A 20,721-nucleotide genomic window follows, 5' to 3' on the forward strand; every position below is an offset into this window, starting at 1 on the left:
GTATGATCAATATTCTGATTGTGGATGATCAAAAGCACATACGCGATGGCCTGCAGGCCATGCTGCGCCAATTCCCTCTACAGCTTGACAATATTTACTCTGCTGCGAACGGGATTGAGGCGTTACCAATATTACGTCAGCATAGCGTCGAACTGGTGATTACCGATATCATGATGCCGGATATGGATGGATTGGCGTTAATGGCACAGACCAAAGAAGAGTGTATCAAGGTGGATTACCTGATTATCAGCGGCTATAGCGATTTCGCCTATGCTCAAAAAGCCATTGAGCTTGGGGCAAAGGGATACCTACTTAAACCTGTGAAGCGAGATGATCTGCAAACAGCTATTGAGCATCTATCGCAGGAGATAACAACACGGCAGGCACTGTCACGCAATATGGAACATATATCCCGTCGCGCCCAGGAGACAGACCGTAAAGAATTGCGCATGTTTATGCAGGGTGCGGTGAGTGATGAGGCGTGGATCCTCCAGACCCAGCAGCTAAATCCAGAACTTTGGCACAACTACCGCCTTTGCCTGCTACGAGAGGAATTATGGATTAACCAACCGGGGGCCAACAGTGCCCATACTATAGAATCCATTGCCTACCGCGTATATGGCAGACAGGGTTGTATCTGCCTGCAACACAGCCCGTACCTGATACTCGCGATTGATGCGGCCGCAGATGCGGGTGCTTTACCTGCCGCACTCAAGCTTGGACAGAGTGATGCCATCACTGCGATGACTGGCCCGCAGCAAGGTTTGAAGGCGCTACCCGACAGCTACACACAAGTGTCCGAACTATACCGACACAGTTACCTGTTTCCAGATAAGCGTTGCATCTTGCCAACGCATATTGAGCGGCTGGAGCAGCAATGGGAACTTCCCTATGAGAAGCTATATGCCCTGTTCCATTTAATCGGCGCCCATAATAGCGGTAAAATTATTCAGGAAATTTCCTTGATCTTCAACAAAGATGTGCTGCAACGCTATCACATCCGATACACTCAGCAGCTGTGCCGCGCCATTGTGCAGATGCTGGAAGAATATGAGCGTGTTATCCGCCCCTACATGGGGGAGGAAACGTTGGATATAGAATGTTTGCGTAATCTATTTCATTATCCGGGCATCCGTGATTACCTTCAGGCGTTGCAACAACAGCTACTTCGACTGAACCAGTTTTATAATGAGTATAAGTGCAGCTACCGCAACACGCAGGACTTAAATGAAGCTGTCCGTTTTATACACGAAAGTTATCATAAACCGCTAGACTTGGCGATGGTATCTAACCACGTGTCGCTAAATTATGCCTATTTTTCAAACCTATTCAAGAAAAATATCGGTAAAGGATTTGCTGAATACCTGCGCGATGTCCGCCTGGATAAAGCCCGGCGGTTGCTGGCCGAGACCGATCATAAAATCGTCGAGGTAGCTGCTATGGTAGGGTATGAAAGCTACAAAAGTTTTACACGGGCATTTCGCGATGTCATGAACATGCAACCCACAGAGTACCGGCAGCAGATGCGACGGAAGCTTGAAAGAGAAGGGAAATATCAGGATACAGCTCTTTGAATCGGGCGGATCATTCTTTGTTAAAACCCATTGCTTCTTGCCCATACCGATTACTTTTCTAAGTAATTGCCAATAGTTTGTTTCGTAATTTACGTAAATACAACCATGATAATGGCCGTAATTATTGCCATTATCATGGTTGTAGCAATATAAGTATGATTTGAAGCAAACTTAAATAAACCATTCACTATATATTTGTGTTTATTTTCTTGTACTCCATCGACAATAAAATCAGTAAATTATCTCATTATATTTATTGTAGCAACGACTTCCCTGGAAGTAGTAGTAAGTACATCATGGCCGCCATTTCCTGGTTATTTAACTCGTCTTTTGAATTGTAGTCGATGGTACCGTCCGTCACTTTAACTTCGGGACCATGTATTTTCAAATCGATCAATAATTTGACGGACTCCTCCGCCCATTTTGAAGTTCCAGGTGCCAGTGTAGTCTTACTCTCCACATTCCGATACCCTGAGATTTGGAGCAACTTGTTGATAATCATAGCCGCTTCCTCTCGCTTGATTAAGCGTTTCGGCTCAAAGTTTTCCTTACCCGTGCCAGACAATATTCCCATTTCGAATGCTGCCTGAATCCCAGTTTTATACGGAGAATCCTCGATATCCACAAAAACAGGCTTACTGCTCGAAGGCGGAATATTGAAAATTCGCACAATCTCGTTAACGAACGCCTCCCTCGTCACCTTCTCTTCCACGCCAAACGGTTTCGACGGATCTCCTGCAATGAAGCCTAACGACTGCAGACCATAAATATAGCGTGCAAAAGGATGGTCGTTTGGTACATCTGCAAACCCTAGAGCTGCGGGTATCTTTGCCGCATAGCTACCAGGATTGCTATATTTGACATAGACGATGTTTCCTTTATCATCGACCTTGAACGCCATTGGAATGCCTGCTTCATCAACGAACAGCAGCTCCCCCACCTGCTTCAGCTTCACTCTCACACCAGCATTGTTGCCACTCGTAAGGGTTCCGTCCTCGTTGGTCTGAATGGACGTTAACATTCTAGAAATACGAAGATCTGAATAAATTCCCTCAAATTTCTTTAACTCCAACTGGGACTGAGCTTTGAATCCTGCCTCTCCGAACTTCGATTCTCCAGGATAGAATTGGTTCATAAACTCGCTGAATAGTCTAAGAGTTAGTCCTGATTCCGAGGTAATAGTAACAAACACTCCCGTATTCTGGTCGGGAATCATAAACAGATACGATTCGAATCCCGGAATACTCCCACCTTTTGCTATGATATGGCGTCCGTTCGAATCAGTCAGCATGGGCGCTTCGAATCCATAGGTCATATCGGGCACATCGGTATTAATCGATAAGTGATACGTCTCCATAGCTTGTAATGAAGTCTGCGACAGAATAGCTTTGCCGTTAGGAGCCTTGGCATCGTTCAAGAAAGCAATCATAAATCGAGACATATCCTCGGCGGTCGTGATCATACTGCCTTCCGGAAGAACATCCGGCGATAGTTTATAGTCTGGTAACTTATTGCCGGATATATCGTAGGCAATCGGCAACCTGTCAACCAGCTCCTTCGTCATATCAAATCCGCTGGATGTCATGCCAAGTGGTGCGAACACATGCTTAGTCATGTAATCGTTAAAGGGTTCTCCACTTACTTCCTGAACGATATATCCCACAAGTCCTGAGGCAAAGTTGTCATACATATACGAGGTTCCTGGTTCCCTAACAACAGGTGGAAAAACTGAAAAAATTGATTCTTTTAACGTAATTGGCTTTTGAGTTGTATCAAACAGTATGTTAGCCTCCGTTGGATCCCGGACTTCGAATCCCGTGGAATGTGTAAGAAGCATTTCGACCGTCACCTGCTTGTTGAACGGATTGTTCAGCTCATAGCCCCCGAGGTACTTTTCAATATTGTCATTTAGCGAGATCTTGCCTTGATCGACTAATTGCAAGAGTGCAATAACCGTAAATACTTTGGAGACAGAACCAACACGAAACGTCGTATTTGCTGAATCAATCGCATTCCTAGACGTCCTGTCGGTGACACCGTATCCTCTCTCAGCCAACACATTTCCGTCTTTCACAACGGATACAACGATGGCGTCCGAATGGTTCTGAACAGCATCACTTGAAAAAAAGCGATCCAGGAATGTTTCCATCTCTTGAGAATTGAGGGATTGAATTTCTGTCCCCGATACTTTCGCTAATTCAGTACCTGCTGATACAACTGACGGGATTCCCAGCACTAAAGTCAGCGCGAGAACGAAAGTAGCTGTTTTTTTCATATACATTTCACCATCTCCTTGTTAACACAATTTTATATCAATGGAATAATAATACAAAATTGATTATACCATGCATTTAAAATCCCGAAACCAGACTAAGGTCCTGTTCGAAAGCCGATTACTGCACAAAAGATGCTGTTACTTAGGGTACGATTCACCTTATACTCTATAACGGCTAAATGGAAACAGGATGAAGCAGCAATTTGCTACTTCATCCTGTTTAGATAATTCCTTTGCTTTAAGCTGTGCCACTAGCATTAATTAAATTTCTACGTATTCACATAGAGTGCGACTAATATTGCGTGCATCTTCCTGCATGTTGTTCTATTTCAATCCACGACTAATATAGAGTGCGACATTCTTTAGCCTTAGCTGGCACATCGTTTATATAATTTCAATCCACGCACTCCATACAGAGTGCGACATACCGCGATGATTACTATAATCAAGATTCAGAATTTCAATCCACGCACTCCATACAGAGTGCGACAAACCTGAACCAGTCACGCCTGCTGAGCCAACCATTTCAATCCACGCATTCCATACAGAGTGCGACCGGGAGATCGTCGTGTGATCCAGTTCCGTATTGCTCATTTCAATCCACGCACTCCATACAGAGTGCGACCTGTTCGTATTCGGATCTTTCATTTGATCAAAGGATTTCAATCCACGCACTCCATACAGAGTGCGACTGTACCGACAGGAGCAACAGAAGTACAGATATGATTTCAATCCACGCACTCCATACAGAGTGCGACTTGATACACCTGTTGATATTTACCAATATACAATATTTCAATCCACGCACTCCATACAGAGTGCGACTGAATCTTAATAATCCTGACACAACCCCCGCAAAATTTCAATCCACGCACTCCATACAGAGTGCGACGCTTATAGAGGACAAACATGTAGGTTCAATTCCTATTTCAATCCACGCACTCCATACAGAGTGCGACGTGCTGCAGGTGATGCCTGGCGTGAAAATCGTTAACAATTTCAATCCACGCACTCCATACAGAGTGCGACGGAAGAGGAAGAATTAGTAACAGAAACCCAGGAAATTTCAATCCACGCACTCCATACAGAGTGCGACGATATCGGGTGTGTGGTTGATATTAAGAGTGGAAAATTTCAATCCACGCACTCCATACAGAGTGCGACATTTACAAGAGACAGCACATCTTGCGGAAGTGGAATTTCAATCCACGCACTCCATACAGAGTGCGACGGTGTAATCGTCAAATTCAAACGCCCCACGCAAGGGATTTCAATCCACGCACTCCATACAGAGTGCGACTTTCATTACAAGCACAAGAACAAAGAGAAATCAATTTCAATCCACGCACTCCATACAGAGTGCGACACCTACCGCACGAAATAATTATAATGTGGTAGTGATTTCAATCCACGCACTCCATACAGAGTGCGACGGTATTGGTGCATGAGTCGTCCGCAAAATTCTGGATTTCAATCCACGCACTCCATACAGAGTGCGACTACTGCGACATTAATATTCTGTTGAGCAAGCGATATTTCAATCCACGCACTCCATACAGAGTGCGACTCTTTTCCTGCGTCTCCACTTGGGGTTGGTTGTTTGGATTTCAATCCACGCACTCCATACAGAGTGCGACTGCACCAGTCACTAATATTAAGTCCAATATCATACCATTTCAATCCACGCACTCCATACAGAGTGCGACAAAAGATGATAGTCGTGCATTTACACTTTATATATTTCAATCCACGCACTCCATACAGAGTGCGACTGGAGGATAACTTTATACTGGAGGTCTCATAATATTTCAATCCACGCACTCCATACAGAGTGCGACGAAACGGAAGCAGACTAGTATCAAGATCGTAAGTCATTTCAATCCACGCACTCCATACAGAGTGCGACTGCGAAAAAGTGATGGAAAAAGTGGGTTTTTAACTGTTTTACAGTAAAAATTAGTGAGTATACCTTTTCACCTTTTGCATTTAGTTATAATATTTTCCAAATAAGGGCTATTTTTTGGTCTTTTCTGGTGCGAACCCCCCAGGGAATTCATGGTTCGCACTAGAAAATCAATGGTCCTTCAACGTCTAAGCTCGGCTTGGCGCCGATATGATTGACCTTACGTTTATGGTTATTTCCTAGTATATAAAACCTTAAACTATCGACCGTTGGATCAATTAATTCTTCTAATTCTATTTCTAGCTTTTTTAATTGTGTTGCGTCAACAATGCATTCGAAGACTGAATTTTGTACACGTACCCCATAGTCCTCACATTTCTTAGCGACTACCCTCAGTCTTCTTGTTCCACCATCGGATATCGTGCTGACATCATACGTAATCAATACTAGAATGGCCGTTCACCTACTTCCATAAAAATGGCGGGTATGCATCAATATCTCCTCTAATGAAACGAGCTAACAGAAGAGCTTGAGCATGCGGAACAAGTCCCCAAGAGATTTTTTCCTTTAGAAATGGATGTGTAATCTTCTCTTCCTTTTTGTCTTTCCACAGTTGTAATATCTTTTTACGCGCATCGTCCGTCATAAGTACGGCACCACTTTCTTTTTTCAGAAAATCAGATGCTTGTACTTGTTTCAAATTAATTAACGATAGCACGAATCTGTCTGCATACACACTTCTCAATTCTTCCATCATATCAAGCGCGAGTGACATTCTGCCTGGACGATCTCGATGTAGAAAACCAACATAAGCGTCTAATCCGACGCCTTCCAATGCGGCTCCAACCTCAGTAGATAGTAAGGAATAAGCAAATGATAATAGGGCATTCACATTATCCAATGGTGGTCTTCTATTTCTACCTTTGAAGAAAAAATCCTGCTTCTGCTGTAGAATCATATCGTCCAATAAAGAAAAATATGCGCTTGCTGCATTTCCTTCGACACCCCGTAACACTTCCAAATCATCAATAGTCATTAATTGTTTCATTGACTCTGTTAAATGTGCGGATACCCTTTTGAATTTCTCAACATCAATCCGCAAAGCATGATCTCTTGTCATTCGCTCTAAAGTCCATTTCGCATTGTACAACTTTCCAACTAGAAAATGCCTGGCAATATGCGCGCTTTTCTGCTCATCATCTGAAATTCTATATTGCGTTTTCCTTAAGACGACATTTCCGTTAGACGGCCCGATGACTCTTGCACGAAATCGACCGTTACTCGTTAGAAAGACGATAGCAATATTCTGTTCTACACAAGCAGCCATAAGCGCAGGACTTGCCCCTTGATGTCCAAATGTACAAATGGCTTCCAAATTATGTAGAGGTACTCGACCAATCGTTTCATCATCTTTGATGATCAATACGTTCTCACCTTTTAAAGCAAGATAAGCATCTGGCGTTGTCACATATATCGTATTTAACAGCCTTCTCATTCTGCCAACATCCTTTTCATATAACGTGCGACAGATTCCTTCGTCAGTAACTCTGGCAAGCAAATATGACGTAAGGAGCAACTTTGACAGTGTTCTCCTGTTTTCACACGAGGGGTATGCCGTCTCGCATAATATTCATGCATACGTTGTGCTATCTTTCTTACATTATTCTTCAGATCTTCTGTTATCTCCACTTCTACCCGCCGCCGAGTCTCATGATAAAAGAGTTCACCGCGAGGAACCTTGCAATATAGCATATCCTCTAAACATATCGCCTGTGCCACGAGCTGCGAAATATCAGACTGATCTTTTTTCGGTCGACCTCTTTTATATTCAACAGGTACGGGTAAGTATGATCCTTCTTCATTCTGTAACGGTACGCCATTGGGGTCTTTATGAAATTCAACGACATCACAAATCCCTGTAAGTCCTAATTTAGAAGAGTGCACGGGAAGCCCGCGCACATATAATACATCTTTACGCTTTTCTCTAATAAAAGGGTCATCCGCTTTCTCATGTAGATGGCTCCCTTCAATCGTTAGAACATTCTCTTCCCATTCTTGTTCAATATGGATTAGCGCCCATTGTCTTTCACAGAATTCGAAATGCTGAATCCCTGACAATAAGAGAAACTCAGATGCATCATAGTCCGTCATATTCTTTCACAGGTAAACCCTCTAGTTGCTCTACTGTGATCGTATAGTCATCTATTGAATTTGGAATTTTATCGTCAGCATTTAACTTTATTTTAATAGAACGATGTACTTTGGCCGATGAAAATTGACCTAATTTCGAATTGTGTTCCCACCAGAATACTTTATTCACTTCCATACTACCGTCTGGTCTTGCTGATGAAGAATCATTTGCGAATAATGTAATAAATGCCTGTTTCAACTTCTCACTATCTTCATCGGAGAATCCCGTTCTCTCAGCTAATTGTGGATTGATACTACCGCAGAATAGATATACTCCGAAATCAACGCGATGCTTCATTCCCATAGTATCAGACGTTTTCTTACTTGGGTCCTTCTCATTTGTCGTAGAGTTAACACTCTTCGTAATTTGCATACTCGTAATTTCAACTGGGCTAATGCTCGTCGCTGCATGAATCGAAACAGGACCTCTTACTCCTACTGAAACATCCGTTCCTTTAAAAGCGAATACTTGCCCGAATGCGCGAACATCATACCATGCCTTGCTAGCAAACATTTCAACTAATTCCTCTTTATTCGCTGCTTTGTTATTCTTCGCAAAATACGGCGCTACATCTTCATTGCCTGACACACGGTCATAGATACTACGATATCCATCCGCACGACGTTCATCTGACTGTACTAAGATAGATTCCCCTGCATCTTGTAATCGATTGCGAAGTTTTCTCTTAATCGCTACGTCAGATACTTCTCCATGTCCATCATAATCTTGACGCGGACGATTACCATTCAAAGGATCTCCGTTGGGGTTAGCTTTATCTACTGTAAATACAATAGCGAAGTCGATTTTATTCTGAATTGTTGTCATCAATATTCTCCTCTTTCTGTTCTTTTTTAGTGTAAAGATCCTTCACTTGGCTACTGTATCCGAGTAAGAACAACGGTCCTAAAGCCTCATTATTCATATCATCAACTTGAATAAGCGCTTCAATCTCTCGAATCAACTTATTATAATATGAAATATTCTCACCTTGACGGACTTGATATGGATGAAGTTGTTTACGAATCGTCATCCATGTGCGAGCAGGACGCTGTGAGAATGCGTTGAAATAGCGCGTCGCATTGGTTGCACGTTTTTCACCTCGACGGTTAAGTTCTTTACGCTCTAGCACTTCGGCCACACCTAGCAATCTTCCAAATAAATAATCACGCGACGGATTGTCAATTTCTAACGTCATACTGATGTCCTCCTTTTCATATTGTTTGCGGATCAATGCACAAGCAATATTCAATGTTCTTTGCCATTCACCTGTCCGGCTTAATAAGTCATCCTTGAAGCTCAGCGGATTCTTCACTCGGTTAAAAATCGTTCTAACGATATCTTTAGGTATCGCCGCATGGTCTACAATGCAAGGTAGTAACCGCGTAAACAATTCCTTTTTTATTCTAGGATCTGCTCTCTCACCGTAGACCGCCTCAACAATATGATAAGTTGAAGGTGTTCCGACGTAATCTACTATTTTTTTGTTAGCCGCATCATAATAAATCTGATACCACTTGCACGTACGATGCCAATAAGATAATTCATCTAGAAATAACGCACTATCCAGCTCTTGGTAATAAACGATAGCCAATCTTCCGGTTGTCGCAGCATCGACAGCCATCACAACAATTTGCTTAACGCCTTCGATTTCGAAGTTGTGTTTCATTCCCTTGAACGCTTCCTGGACTTGTTCTGCAATGACAAGATTCGTATAATCTCGTTCAGTCTCATCGTTAGATAACAGATCACGTTCCAGTTCGAGCTCCAATTCGTCCAATTCCTCTGATACGTCTGATGCGTCTAATGCGTCTAATTCGTCTGATTCATTCGAGTTCTTTACTACATCCCATGTTCCCTGGAATGGTTGAACTACCGCAGGATTTTCAACCCCAAATGTAATGAAATTCCGGGTATCCGCACGATATCCTTGCCGTTGAATGAGCCATCTTAATGCACTATGTGCCTTTTGAGATACATCATATCCGATCTGCACAGCTTGACTGGGTTTATCGAAACGACCGCGATATGTAAACCCTTTGTCATCATTAGATGAGATTAACTTGGACATATCCCCCGCATTACGCAAGCGAGATCCATGCTGTTCTGATAATGTTACAATCTCACCGCTAATATAACAGAGACCTTTGGCCTCAGTTCCGTCCATTGTATGAGCAAGGTAGTTCTGAAATATTTGAAAGAGTTCTTTATCTTCCCATACAGGAAGATCAGTCGACTGTTCTCTTAACAGATTAAAGCGCACAAGTGACTCACTGCTATCCCCCGTTACGACTTTATAAATATCAGGTTTCTCCATCCCATATTTCGTAGCATCGCTGCTTGTCCATTTTTCGATTAACTTGCCATTCTCATCTACAAACAACACCTTCGCTTCCACAAGATCGCGGATAACATTGCCTTTCTTGACGTAGTTGTATATTAGTTCAACCTTCGGATGACTGAATTCGCTCGTTGCCCAATCTTCCATCTGGGCGATATATTGTGGGTAATTATCTGCACGTTTCTGCGCTCCACCATACTTCATATAATCTGCTGCTACATAAAACAACTTATCATGTAGGAAGTGTCCAGCTACCTTTGCTCCTGCGCGATTAGCAGAGTTTAACGTTGCCGGTACAATAGTTCGAGCCTCCTCTTTTTGCACAACCTTTGCATCAAAAAAGTTACCCTCACGATCTAATGTCACTTCAATTTGTGCACTTTGAGTTACATGAGAGATTGGCAACAACGTGAAGCGTTGACCTTCTCCCCGTGATTTAAACTCTCCCACTTCTTTGACATTATTGTCGTACACATCATACAAGCGCTTCATCCAGCTCATTTATTCACCTCCCCTTGGAACATTTCGGAATACTCTTCCTCCACAGATTTCAGATTCGTACCTAGCATGAATGCCTTCAACTCCTGCTCTTTAATCGAACGCACAGTAAGGCAATCTTCAGGTCTGTCGAATTGGATAATCCCGTTCTTCATCACAGGAATACAAATCCGTGCTTCTAATTCTTTTCTGCCAGTCTCATCCGGGTAGTTAAATCCATGGAACATGGAACCGAAATTAATCTCCCCATATTTATCGTAGTAACTCTCACCGCTTCCGAATTCACAAGCTTCAACATAACCTTGACACTCTCGACTTCCAAGATAAATATCTCGCCGTCCCCCTCGTTCAACTGAACGCTTCGCGACGTTATGATGTTTATTCTCATTCCGATCATGTTCAAGGTCAGGACGATGCTCATTGAACTCAAAGTGAGCGCGAACTTGATAGGATGGGTTGCGTAAATAAGTATAATAAGCTAGCTCATTGGACGATTCATGATGTTTCGTCGGCCGTAAGCCCTTCACTTCCGTTTGGATTGCATTCATGACTTTAACTTCATCTATATACCAAATTATAGTAGGTTTCCAGTAGATGGATTCAACAATCCCTTTCAGCGCTTGGTATGTTGGAATTTGATAGGTGAACTTCTCTCCGCCAATTTTGGTAACGGGATCTGTAAACAGAGCGTATTTACCATGGACAATAAATTCAATACTATTTCGCATGTTTTCTCACCTCCTTCAAAAGATAGATTGACTCAGTTCTCCTTCTCCAGTAAGGGACAGACCGAATTCTTTGTGATAACCGCCGTCCTTAAGCGCATATACCCCCTCCGTATGAAGTGGAAAGATCAAATCTTCTTTAACTAACTGACGTAACGTATGACTGTACACATTGACACTATATAGCTGAGCTTTTTTTAACAATAGATTCAGTTGATCGTAATCACGGATCTCCTCATTCAAGTCTGCTATTAAATCCCGGCCTTCAGCATGATATGGAACTAATATCCCTGTCGTCGGGGCTTCAATCACTTCGAAACGAGATTCAAGCGTCTTATACATTGATCGCACTGACGTCCTCGGACTTCCCTGTGGTACAGCTTCGAAATACTTCTTGCTCTGATCAATCAATTCAATGAGAGGAATATTAAGCTTAAAATCTATCATTCGGATTTCTCGTGCTGCCTTCGTTAAATAGAAGTCAAAATAAGTCTGAATCGCTGCTGGACTAAGCAGATCTTCAGCTAATTCACTTCGAGTTAGGACATCTTGTTCCGTCACCTTTTGGCCAAGTGCAATTTCAGGCAATTTAGACAGCTCTTCGTCATGGGCACGTATAATATATACAAATCCATTGGCATACTCACCGTTACGATTACAGCGACCTGCCGCTTGGGCAATCGAATCTAATCCAGCAAGTGAGCGAATCACACATTCAAAGCTAATATCTACTCCCGCCTCAATGAGTTGCGTACTTACGCAGATCACTTTCTCATCGCCTGACTTAAGCTTCTTCTTTACTTCCTGTAGAATATCCTTACGATGCTGCGGGCACATCGATGTGCTTAAATGATATACGCTGTATCCTGATGATTCCTTCAACTCATGATACACATTTAGAACTGCCTTTTTTGTATTTAAAATAATAAGTAATGATTGCTTATTTTCCAATTCATCTAACGCAAAGTCGCAAATTTCGTTTGCATTCCAACCTTGCGTCTTCACTTTACTTTTGATCGAGACACGTTGAAACGCTTTCACAACATCAGGCAAATCCCTCACCATTTCAGCATCTACATCCATCAGTAGTGGATATGCTGTTGCTGTGAGCGATGGCTGCGTTGCTGTGCACAAGATAATACTGCTCTTACCAAAGTAATGTAGAAAGTTCACGGCGCTATTAAATAAAGGAATATGCTTGATAGGTACAGATTGTACTTCGTCGAAGATGACAATGGCATTAGTCAAATTATGTAGTCTACGTGCTTTACGAGTACCCTTGCCATAGAATGTATCTAAAAATTGTACCATCGTGGTGAAAATAATCGGATGATCCCAATTATCTCGTGCTAACTGCATTTGTTTTAGTGATGGCTTTTGATAAAAATCTAGTTCGTCATCGCTCTCAGCATCATCGATTACATTCGCATGATGTTCCAAAACCATGTCTTTGTTCTTAATAATTTTCCGAACGGCATCCGCATTTTGTTCCAGTATAGTTGTGTAAGGTACGACATAGATGATCCGATCCTTGGCTTGTAAATGCGCGTGCTTCAACGCATATCGCAAGCTTGCAAACGTCTTCCCACCACCTGTCGGAATCGATAGTTGATAAATAGACGAAGGTTCTTCTGCTAGACGATCGCATTGTTCTGACATCACTGCACGTAGCTCGTTGATCGGATGTGACGCTTCTGGACCTGCTACCCATTCTTGTAATTGATCAATCAAATGATCATAACTCTCTTTAAAAAACAACTGATTCGATGGATATAAATCCGAATGATCATCTTCATCAAATCGACGAGAATCTGTACGATCCGCATCAATAAGACAACTAAAGATATACTTCATCAATATACTATAGTAGACATACCGAGAGATGTGACTTTTCCCCTGCCATTGCTTCGATAGTTGTTGATATTGCAATAGAAAGCTCTTCATTTCCTTCAATGAAGCCTGATAGAGTTCTTCGACTTTCTCTTGATTTCCTTGAACGTTTAAGAATGTTGTGCATACTTCTTCGTAATGAGGAAGGTCTTCCCTACATACTCTTTTAAAAAAATCAGATTGACTCCCATCCGTCTGCAAAAAGTTCTGTAATCCCGAATGATGTGAGAGAATAACCATCCCTACCATTTCGATCACCATATTGGATATACTCTCGCTTAGCTTTTCGGGAGAATCAATATAATACCGTTCATATAAATACTTCGCCCCTGCCGACGAATGATCAATTTTCACAGAAGGTGCTCCTAGCTTTTTCACAGCATTTTCAATATATGTACTGAACGCTTTCGTATTCTTCCCCATGTCGTGTAAATAACCAGCAAGCTCCGCCATCGACTGAACGTTCACCTTCTTGCCGAATTCCTTCGCAATATCTGAGACTGCTTCTAAATGCTCTTGCACTGTTTGTTCTTTATAATCAGACTTTCTCATATGAGCTATCATGAACACACCGCCTTATTCACTAATACTTAGAACTAATTATGGTCCCACGCTGCCATGGCTTCTTCACTACTTTACTAGTACAAAAAGGGCATTAATCTTTGTAATCGACTCTTAAAGTCCAAGAATGAAGTTTGTTTATCTTAATTAAATTTTTTGTAACAATATAGGACCAATAACTCATAAATACTAGGTAAATTATACCATGAGCCAATATTTTATCCACTATTTATTACTTTTTACTCGTACTTATCGCCAGAAAGCGTGTCAAGATCATGTATGTTAGTTTATATATTCAAAAAATAATAAACTAACGCACATGAAATTCAATACAACTATAAACCACTCATGTCCTCACGCTTCCATAATCCCTGGTATCATTTGTTTCAGCTCCTGCACATGTGAAACACACCAATCATTCCATGAGACTGCCACAAGTCAAACCGTATATCAATAGCTAAGTTTAAAGACTATTCGTCGGGAGAAGCTTTCTAAATTTATATTCGACGTACCTAAGAAGCGACTGGTGCTACCTGTTATTATTTAGCCCTACAATAACAAAAGTTCACTGACAAATAGATGTCAGCGAACTTTTGTTATTGTAATTATTCATTTAGGGTAAATATTGAACCCTTATGCCCCTTTAAAAATCCCCAAAAATACCATTTATTAATTTTAATATCTTCTCATAGATATTGACAACATCACATTTGAATTAATCTGAGTTAAGTTTGGAAACTCCCAGGATACACGAACTCATATAGAGTGCGACCAAGCGCTACGGGAACGGACGGGGCTATCTGTAATTTCAATCCACGCACTCATATAGAGTGCGACTATGCTGGACAGAGGGACCTTCTGAGCGCCTTGCTATTTCAATCCACGCACTCATATAGAGTGCGACGGAGTTGAGTTAATGACTTGGGATGTGCAATTAGCATTTCAATCCACGCACTCATATAGAGTGCGACACTCTCAATACTGGCTATGTTTCCCACGATTGAAATTTCAATCCACGCACTCATATAGAGTGCGACGGCACTTCAACTTCCCAGTCTTTCCAAGAAAACATAATTTCAATCCACGCACTCATATAGAGTGCGACAATTATTACACTATTTCAATTGCTTCATCATCAAAATTTCAATCCACGCACTCATATAGAGTGCGACCCACATCCCGATTATGATTTTTCTGTACATAATACAATTTCAATCCACGCACTCATATAGAGTGCGACGAGAAAAGCTATTTATAATAACTTCCTAAAACTATGATTTCAATCCACGCACTCATATAGAGTGCGACCGTTCTTTTAATTTTGAACCAGCATATTTCATAATTTCAATCCACGCACTCATATAGAGTGCGACAGTATTTGCTTTTAATGGTAAAAAGCAAAAGACAATTTCAATCCACGCACTCATATAGAGTGCGACCAATTAAATCTTTGAATAATATTTTTGTATCAGATTTCAATCCACGCACTCATATAGAGTGCGACATGTCTTCAGGCATGCTTTCAATCACATCGAAATCATTTCAATCCACGCACTCATATAGAGTGCGACTTCAATCCTCGGATACATTTCACGAAACAATAAGTATTTCAATCCACGCACTCATATAGAGTGCGACTATCATTCCGTGGAATAATACGTTCTACTATCAATTTCAATCCACGCACTCATATAGAGTGCGACATTATCGGAGATGGCGGAGGTCACGCGAGTTACACATTTCAATCCACGCACTCATATAGAGTGCGACTAAATCATCTGGCTGTACTAACAAGTGTGGTACAACATTTCAATCCACGCACTCATATAGAGTGCGACGCATATCCACCACCAGCTTTACTTGCATATTTACTATTTCAATCCACGCACTCATATAGAGTGCGACGCTGTGCCATAGTATAACGTCTGTCCGTCCAAGTATTTCAATCCACGCACTCATATAGAGTGCGACATAAAGGAAAAATCAGATGAAGAGGTAGCTACTATTTCAATCCACGCACTCATATAGAGTGCGACCTAGAAATGGTCGTGATGCTACATATAGGATTGTATTTCAATCCACGCACTCATATAGAGTGCGACCATCAGGATCGAGTGTGTACAACCCGATTTCTCGATTTCAATCCACGCACTCATATAGAGTGCGACCGCTTTATCGTCAGATACGATCAAGACATTGAAAATTTCAATCCACGCACTCATATAGAGTGCGACAAAGTAGAGATAAGAGATATGGATATCCCTACAGATTTCAATCCACGCACTCATATAGAGTGCGACAGTTTGTCGATTGCTTCAGTAGCTCGATCTTTTGAATTTCAATCCACGCACTCATATAGAGTGCGACTTAATCGTTATGAACTCCCCGACACTGATAGCTATTTCAATCCACGCACTCATATAGAGTGCGACTTTCATATTGTCTACAACCTTGCCCAGTCATTTATTTCAATCCACGCACTCATATAGAGTGCGACTCCGATGATTAGTGAAGATGGAGATGCTGTAGAAATTTCAATCCACGCACTCATATAGAGTGCGACCAAAGCTCAGAGTAACTCAAATATGTACATCCAGCAATTTCAATCCACGCACTCATATAGAGTGCGACCACAGGCGAAGATATTTATTTTGATATCCAAGTTACATTTCAATCCACGCACTCATATAGAGTGCGACCACAGGCGAAGATATTTATTTTGATATCCAAGTTACATTTCAATCCACGCACTCATATAGAGTGCGACGATATTATTTTTGCATGTATTCCACGATTAATAAATTTCAATCCACGCACTCATATAGAGTGCGACAAAACTATATTTCATTTCATGTTAAAAACCCTAATATTTCAATCCACGCACTCATATAGAGTGCGACATTCATGATCAAAATTACTGCATTAGCCAAAGTAATTTCAATCCACGCACTCATATAGAGTGCGACTTACCCACTGGAAAAATTCACACTAAGAGACAAGGTATTTCAATCCACGCACTCATATAGAGTGCGACTCGAAAGGGGACGTTGTAAATGGCGAATATCAGCATTTCAATCCACGCACTCATATAGAGTGCGACACGTATTACAGACGACAGCCGTCTGAGCGTTGAGATTTCAATCCACGCACTCATATAGAGTGCGACGTTTATTAAATAATAAGAATGAAAAGAAGGTGGAATTTCAATCCACGCACTCATATAGAGTGCGACAAATAAAGAGAGTCGTCCGAAACGTGATGATTTTATTTCAATCCACGCACTCATATAGAGTGCGACCAAATAGTTTACTATTATCATTAGCTAAAACAAAAATTTCAATCCACGCACTCATATAGAGTGCGACAATTGGATAGATTGCCAGCTGGTAACTCGGATATTATTTCAATCCACGCACTCATATAGAGTGCGACTTAAATACGTGGAAAGCTAACCAGACATCAATAATAATTTCAATCCACGCACTCATATAGAGTGCGACTTAATCCTAAAATGATAAAAATAATTGAAGAAATATTTCAATCCACGCACTCATATAGAGTGCGACGCATTGAGGATTTTCCAATAATTCCATATGAAGCAATTTCAATCCACGCACTCATATAGAGTGCGACGTTATTTAACAGTAACTAATGTAAGTACATCAATATTTCAATCCACGCACTCATATAGAGTGCGACCGGATCTGATTTCAACTCTTGGTATTCAGCTTTGATTTCAATCCACGCACTCATATAGAGTGCGACGCATGGACCCCGAAAACGAGGTACTAGATAAGTCATTTCAATCCACGCACTCATATAGAGTGCGACTCTGCATTAGTCGGTGCATTCGTTTATTTTTATAATTTCAATCCACGCACTCATATAGAGTGCGACGTATACATTTAAAGTCACGGGCGTTGATAAATTCGATTTCAATCCACGCACTCATATAGAGTGCGACATTTTTACCTTACCAACACCGTTTATCTTCAATCGATTTCAATCCACGCACTCATATAGAGTGCGACCAATAGAGAATGAAAATTATAGATTCCTGAATATATTTCAATCCACGCACTCATATAGAGTGCGACGGGCTTGTTTCTTCTGATTGCGTTAAACCCCCACCATTTCAATCCACGCACTCATATAGAGTGCGACGATTTTACGGTGTAACCATGGTTTACGAGTTCGGATTTCAATCCACGCACTCATATAGAGTGCGACTACCCCAATTATCCATTCCAGCAGCAGCGGCTTTATTTCAATCCACGCACTCATATAGAGTGCGACGGTACTGGAATAAAAGGTGATAAAGGTGATACTGGTATTTCAATCCACGCACTCATATAGAGTGCGACCTACAATTGCATATTTCAGCGCATTATCACTAGCTATTTCAATCCACGCACTCATATAGAGTGCGACGCCTGTAAAATCACCTGTTACAAGTCCTATTTTGATTTCAATCCACGCACTCATATAGAGTGCGACCAAAAGAAAGACAAGCTCTACAGCAAGCAATGGGAATTTCAATCCACGCACTCATATAGAGTGCGACTATCATTAACGTTGTTCATTGCATCAAACATCATATTTCAATCCACGCACTCATATAGAGTGCGACAGCTTTACGAGAATATTTTCCGTTTACATCTAGATATTTCAATCCACGCACTCATATAGAGTGCGACTGTTCCATTGGCTTTAATGTTACCTATGGATTTAGATTTCAATCCACGCACTCATATAGAGTGCGACATGAACATTTCCTATTGCGCTCGGGATGGAACTATTTCAATCCACGCACTCATATAGAGTGCGACCGGATACAGTCGAAGTAACATATCTACGTGGACAAATTTCAATCCACGCACTCATATAGAGTGCGACCAAAGCGCCCATGTATCTCATTGTGGCATTCATGATATTTCAATCCACGCACTCATATAGAGTGCGACGTTCGCGATGACTGCGTTAATTAACGTACCTGCGGATTTCAATCCACGCACTCATATAGAGTGCGACGTCATCCTTCGTTTCCTTGGCTCCGGATGCTACCGATTTCAATCCACGCACTCATATAGAGTGCGACGGTTACAAGTTATCGATCTATTAGAGGAGTACGCATTTCAATCCACGCACTCATATAGAGTGCGACTACCTTGGATTGAGCGACAACGTGAGCTACTTTGTGATTTCAATCCACGCACTCATATAGAGTGCGACGGGATAAGGTTAAGGGTTGGACTACCAATCTTATAATTTCAATCCACGCACTCATATAGAGTGCGACCAGGTCGGTCGGCAAATAGCCGCGGGACATTCAGTGATTTCAATCCACGCACTCATATAGAGTGCGACAAAAATAAGGGGGTTCAGGTGTGGAGTATGAAATGATTTCAATCCACTCACTCATATAGAGTGCGACCAAGTTAGCATATCGCAAAACATACCAGTGTTAAATATTTCAATCCACGCACTCATATAGAGTGCGACACAGTTAGACTAAGTTCAAAAGTTAAAGTATTGGTTATTTCAATCCACGCACTCATATAGAGTGCGACATGCTGAAAAGGTTTGCCCTGCTACGGTCAATCGATTTCAATCCACGCACTCATATAGAGTGCGACAATTTTACAGTCTGCCAAAGGATTATTAGCCCAAAAATTTCAATCCACGCACTCATATAGAGTGCGACAACGACTGCTGTGATTGGTAGCAATGTTTTAGGAATTTCAATCCACGCACTCATATAGAGTGCGACAATAAACAAGCTGTTTTGAACTGGACGAGAAATACAATTTCAATCCACGCACTCATATAGAGTGCGACTTCAAGTAATCTTGGCGATCCACATTTTCCGCAAAGATTTCAATCCACGCACTCATATAGAGTGCGACAGAATAGGCAGTGCAGGGGCACCCTGCTTATACAATTTCAATCCACGCACTCATATAGAGTGCGACTATATGACAAAATAGCTTGCGTAGCGCATAAGGCATTTCAATCCACGCACTCATATAGAGTGCGACTTAAGGACGATGAATGAAGAGCCGATTCCGATTGAGATTTCAATCCACGCACTCATATAGAGTGCGACATTTTCAAAAATAAAATAGCCCCCTAACTATTAAATTTCAATCCACGCACTCATATAGAGTGCGACGCATTGAGGATTTTCCAATAATTCCATATGAAGCAATTTCAATCCACGCACTCATATAGAGTGCGACTGATTTAATTGATTAGTAAATGATACATAATCAATTTCAATCCACGCACTCATATAGAGTGCGACTTTATAGTACAGCAAGCGGTGAAATATTTAGTACAATTATTTCAATCCACGCACTCATATAGAGTGCGACCAAACATTTGCAGGACTTGGCATATCACTAAACAAATTTCAATCCACGCACTCATATAGAGTGCGACAATCGCGCTACGTTTACTTATCTAGCAATGTTAAAATTTCAATCCACGCACTCATATAGAGTGCGACTACCAATTCCAAAGTAGGGGAGGTGGAATTAAAATATTTCAATCCACGCACTCATATAGAGTGCGACAGGAAGAGGTGGCAAGGCTAATGTCGATATTCGATTTCAATCCACGCACTCATATAGAGTGCGACAGAGTTAGAGAAAATTCACGATGAAGCCAGGAGATTTCAATCCACGCACTCATATAGAGTGCGACATTTACTCCTGATCCGACGGAGAGCGATCAGGAAGAATTTCAATCCACGCACTCATATAGA

9 protein-coding genes and 2 CRISPR repeat arrays (1 of these 11 only partly in view) are annotated in these 20,721 nt (G+C 41.5%); of the genes, 1 reads left to right on the forward strand and 8 read right to left on the reverse strand.

What is annotated here, in order from left to right:
* The first annotated feature begins 2 nt into the window (after positions 1-2).
* A complete protein-coding gene (locus LPB68_RS05930; RefSeq protein ID WP_068659291.1) occupies positions 3-1,574 on the forward strand; it encodes a response regulator in 1,572 nt (523 codons plus the stop codon).
* A 253-nt stretch (positions 1,575-1,827) separates the two neighbouring features.
* On the opposite strand, the gene LPB68_RS05935 is transcribed toward LPB68_RS05930, so the two are convergent.
* From LPB68_RS05935 to LPB68_RS05970, 8 genes are all read right to left on the reverse strand, one after another.
* Positions 1,828-3,855, reverse strand: a complete 2,028-nt coding sequence (locus LPB68_RS05935; RefSeq protein WP_068659289.1) for a serine hydrolase domain-containing protein — start codon at positions 3,853-3,855, stop codon at positions 1,828-1,830.
* A gap of 385 nt (positions 3,856-4,240) precedes the next feature.
* A CRISPR array of direct repeats spans positions 4,241-5,755; the repeat unit is 33 nt; unit sequence ATTTCAATCCACGCACTCCATACAGAGTGCGAC.
* 159 nt (positions 5,756-5,914) lie between these two features.
* Positions 5,915-6,205 carry a CRISPR-associated endonuclease Cas2 gene (cas2, locus tag LPB68_RS05940; RefSeq protein WP_068659287.1) on the reverse strand — a complete coding sequence of 97 codons (291 nt, stop codon included), beginning with the start codon at positions 6,203-6,205 and terminating at the stop codon, positions 5,915-5,917.
* Between the two features lie 10 nt (positions 6,206-6,215).
* Entirely contained in the window at positions 6,216-7,247 is a 1,032-nt protein-coding gene (gene cas1c, locus LPB68_RS05945) for a type I-C CRISPR-associated endonuclease Cas1c (protein WP_068659285.1), read from the reverse strand.
* Entirely contained in the window at positions 7,244-7,903 is a 660-nt protein-coding gene (gene cas4, locus LPB68_RS05950; RefSeq protein WP_068659283.1) for a CRISPR-associated protein Cas4, read from the reverse strand. Before cas4 ends, cas1c begins: the two co-directional genes overlap by 4 nt.
* Complete coding sequence (gene cas7c / locus LPB68_RS05955) at positions 7,890-8,768, reverse strand: type I-C CRISPR-associated protein Cas7/Csd2 (protein WP_068659281.1); 879 nt, start codon at positions 8,766-8,768, stop codon at positions 7,890-7,892. The genes cas4 and cas7c overlap by 14 nt, the downstream gene beginning before the upstream one ends.
* Positions 8,749-10,782: a type I-C CRISPR-associated protein Cas8c/Csd1 gene (gene cas8c / locus LPB68_RS05960; protein WP_068659279.1), complete on the reverse strand. Its 2,034-nt coding sequence runs from the start codon at positions 10,780-10,782 to the stop codon at positions 8,749-8,751. The genes cas7c and cas8c overlap by 20 nt, the downstream gene beginning before the upstream one ends.
* Positions 10,779-11,507, reverse strand: a complete 729-nt coding sequence (cas5c, locus tag LPB68_RS05965; RefSeq protein ID WP_068659277.1) for a type I-C CRISPR-associated protein Cas5c — start codon at positions 11,505-11,507, stop codon at positions 10,779-10,781. Before cas5c ends, cas8c begins: the two co-directional genes overlap by 4 nt.
* Positions 11,508-11,522: 15 nt before the next feature.
* Positions 11,523-13,958: a CRISPR-associated helicase/endonuclease Cas3 gene (locus tag LPB68_RS05970; RefSeq protein ID WP_068659275.1), complete on the reverse strand. Its 2,436-nt coding sequence runs from the start codon at positions 13,956-13,958 to the stop codon at positions 11,523-11,525.
* An 802-nt stretch (positions 13,959-14,760) separates the two neighbouring features.
* A CRISPR array of direct repeats spans positions 14,761-20,721; the repeat unit is 32 nt; unit sequence ATTTCAATCCACGCACTCATATAGAGTGCGAC; it runs 2,658 nt beyond the window's last position.

Origin of the sequence: Paenibacillus crassostreae (assembly GCF_001857945.1) — a bacterium.
GTDB lineage: Bacteria > Bacillota > Bacilli > Paenibacillales > Paenibacillaceae > Paenibacillus_AQ > Paenibacillus_AQ crassostreae.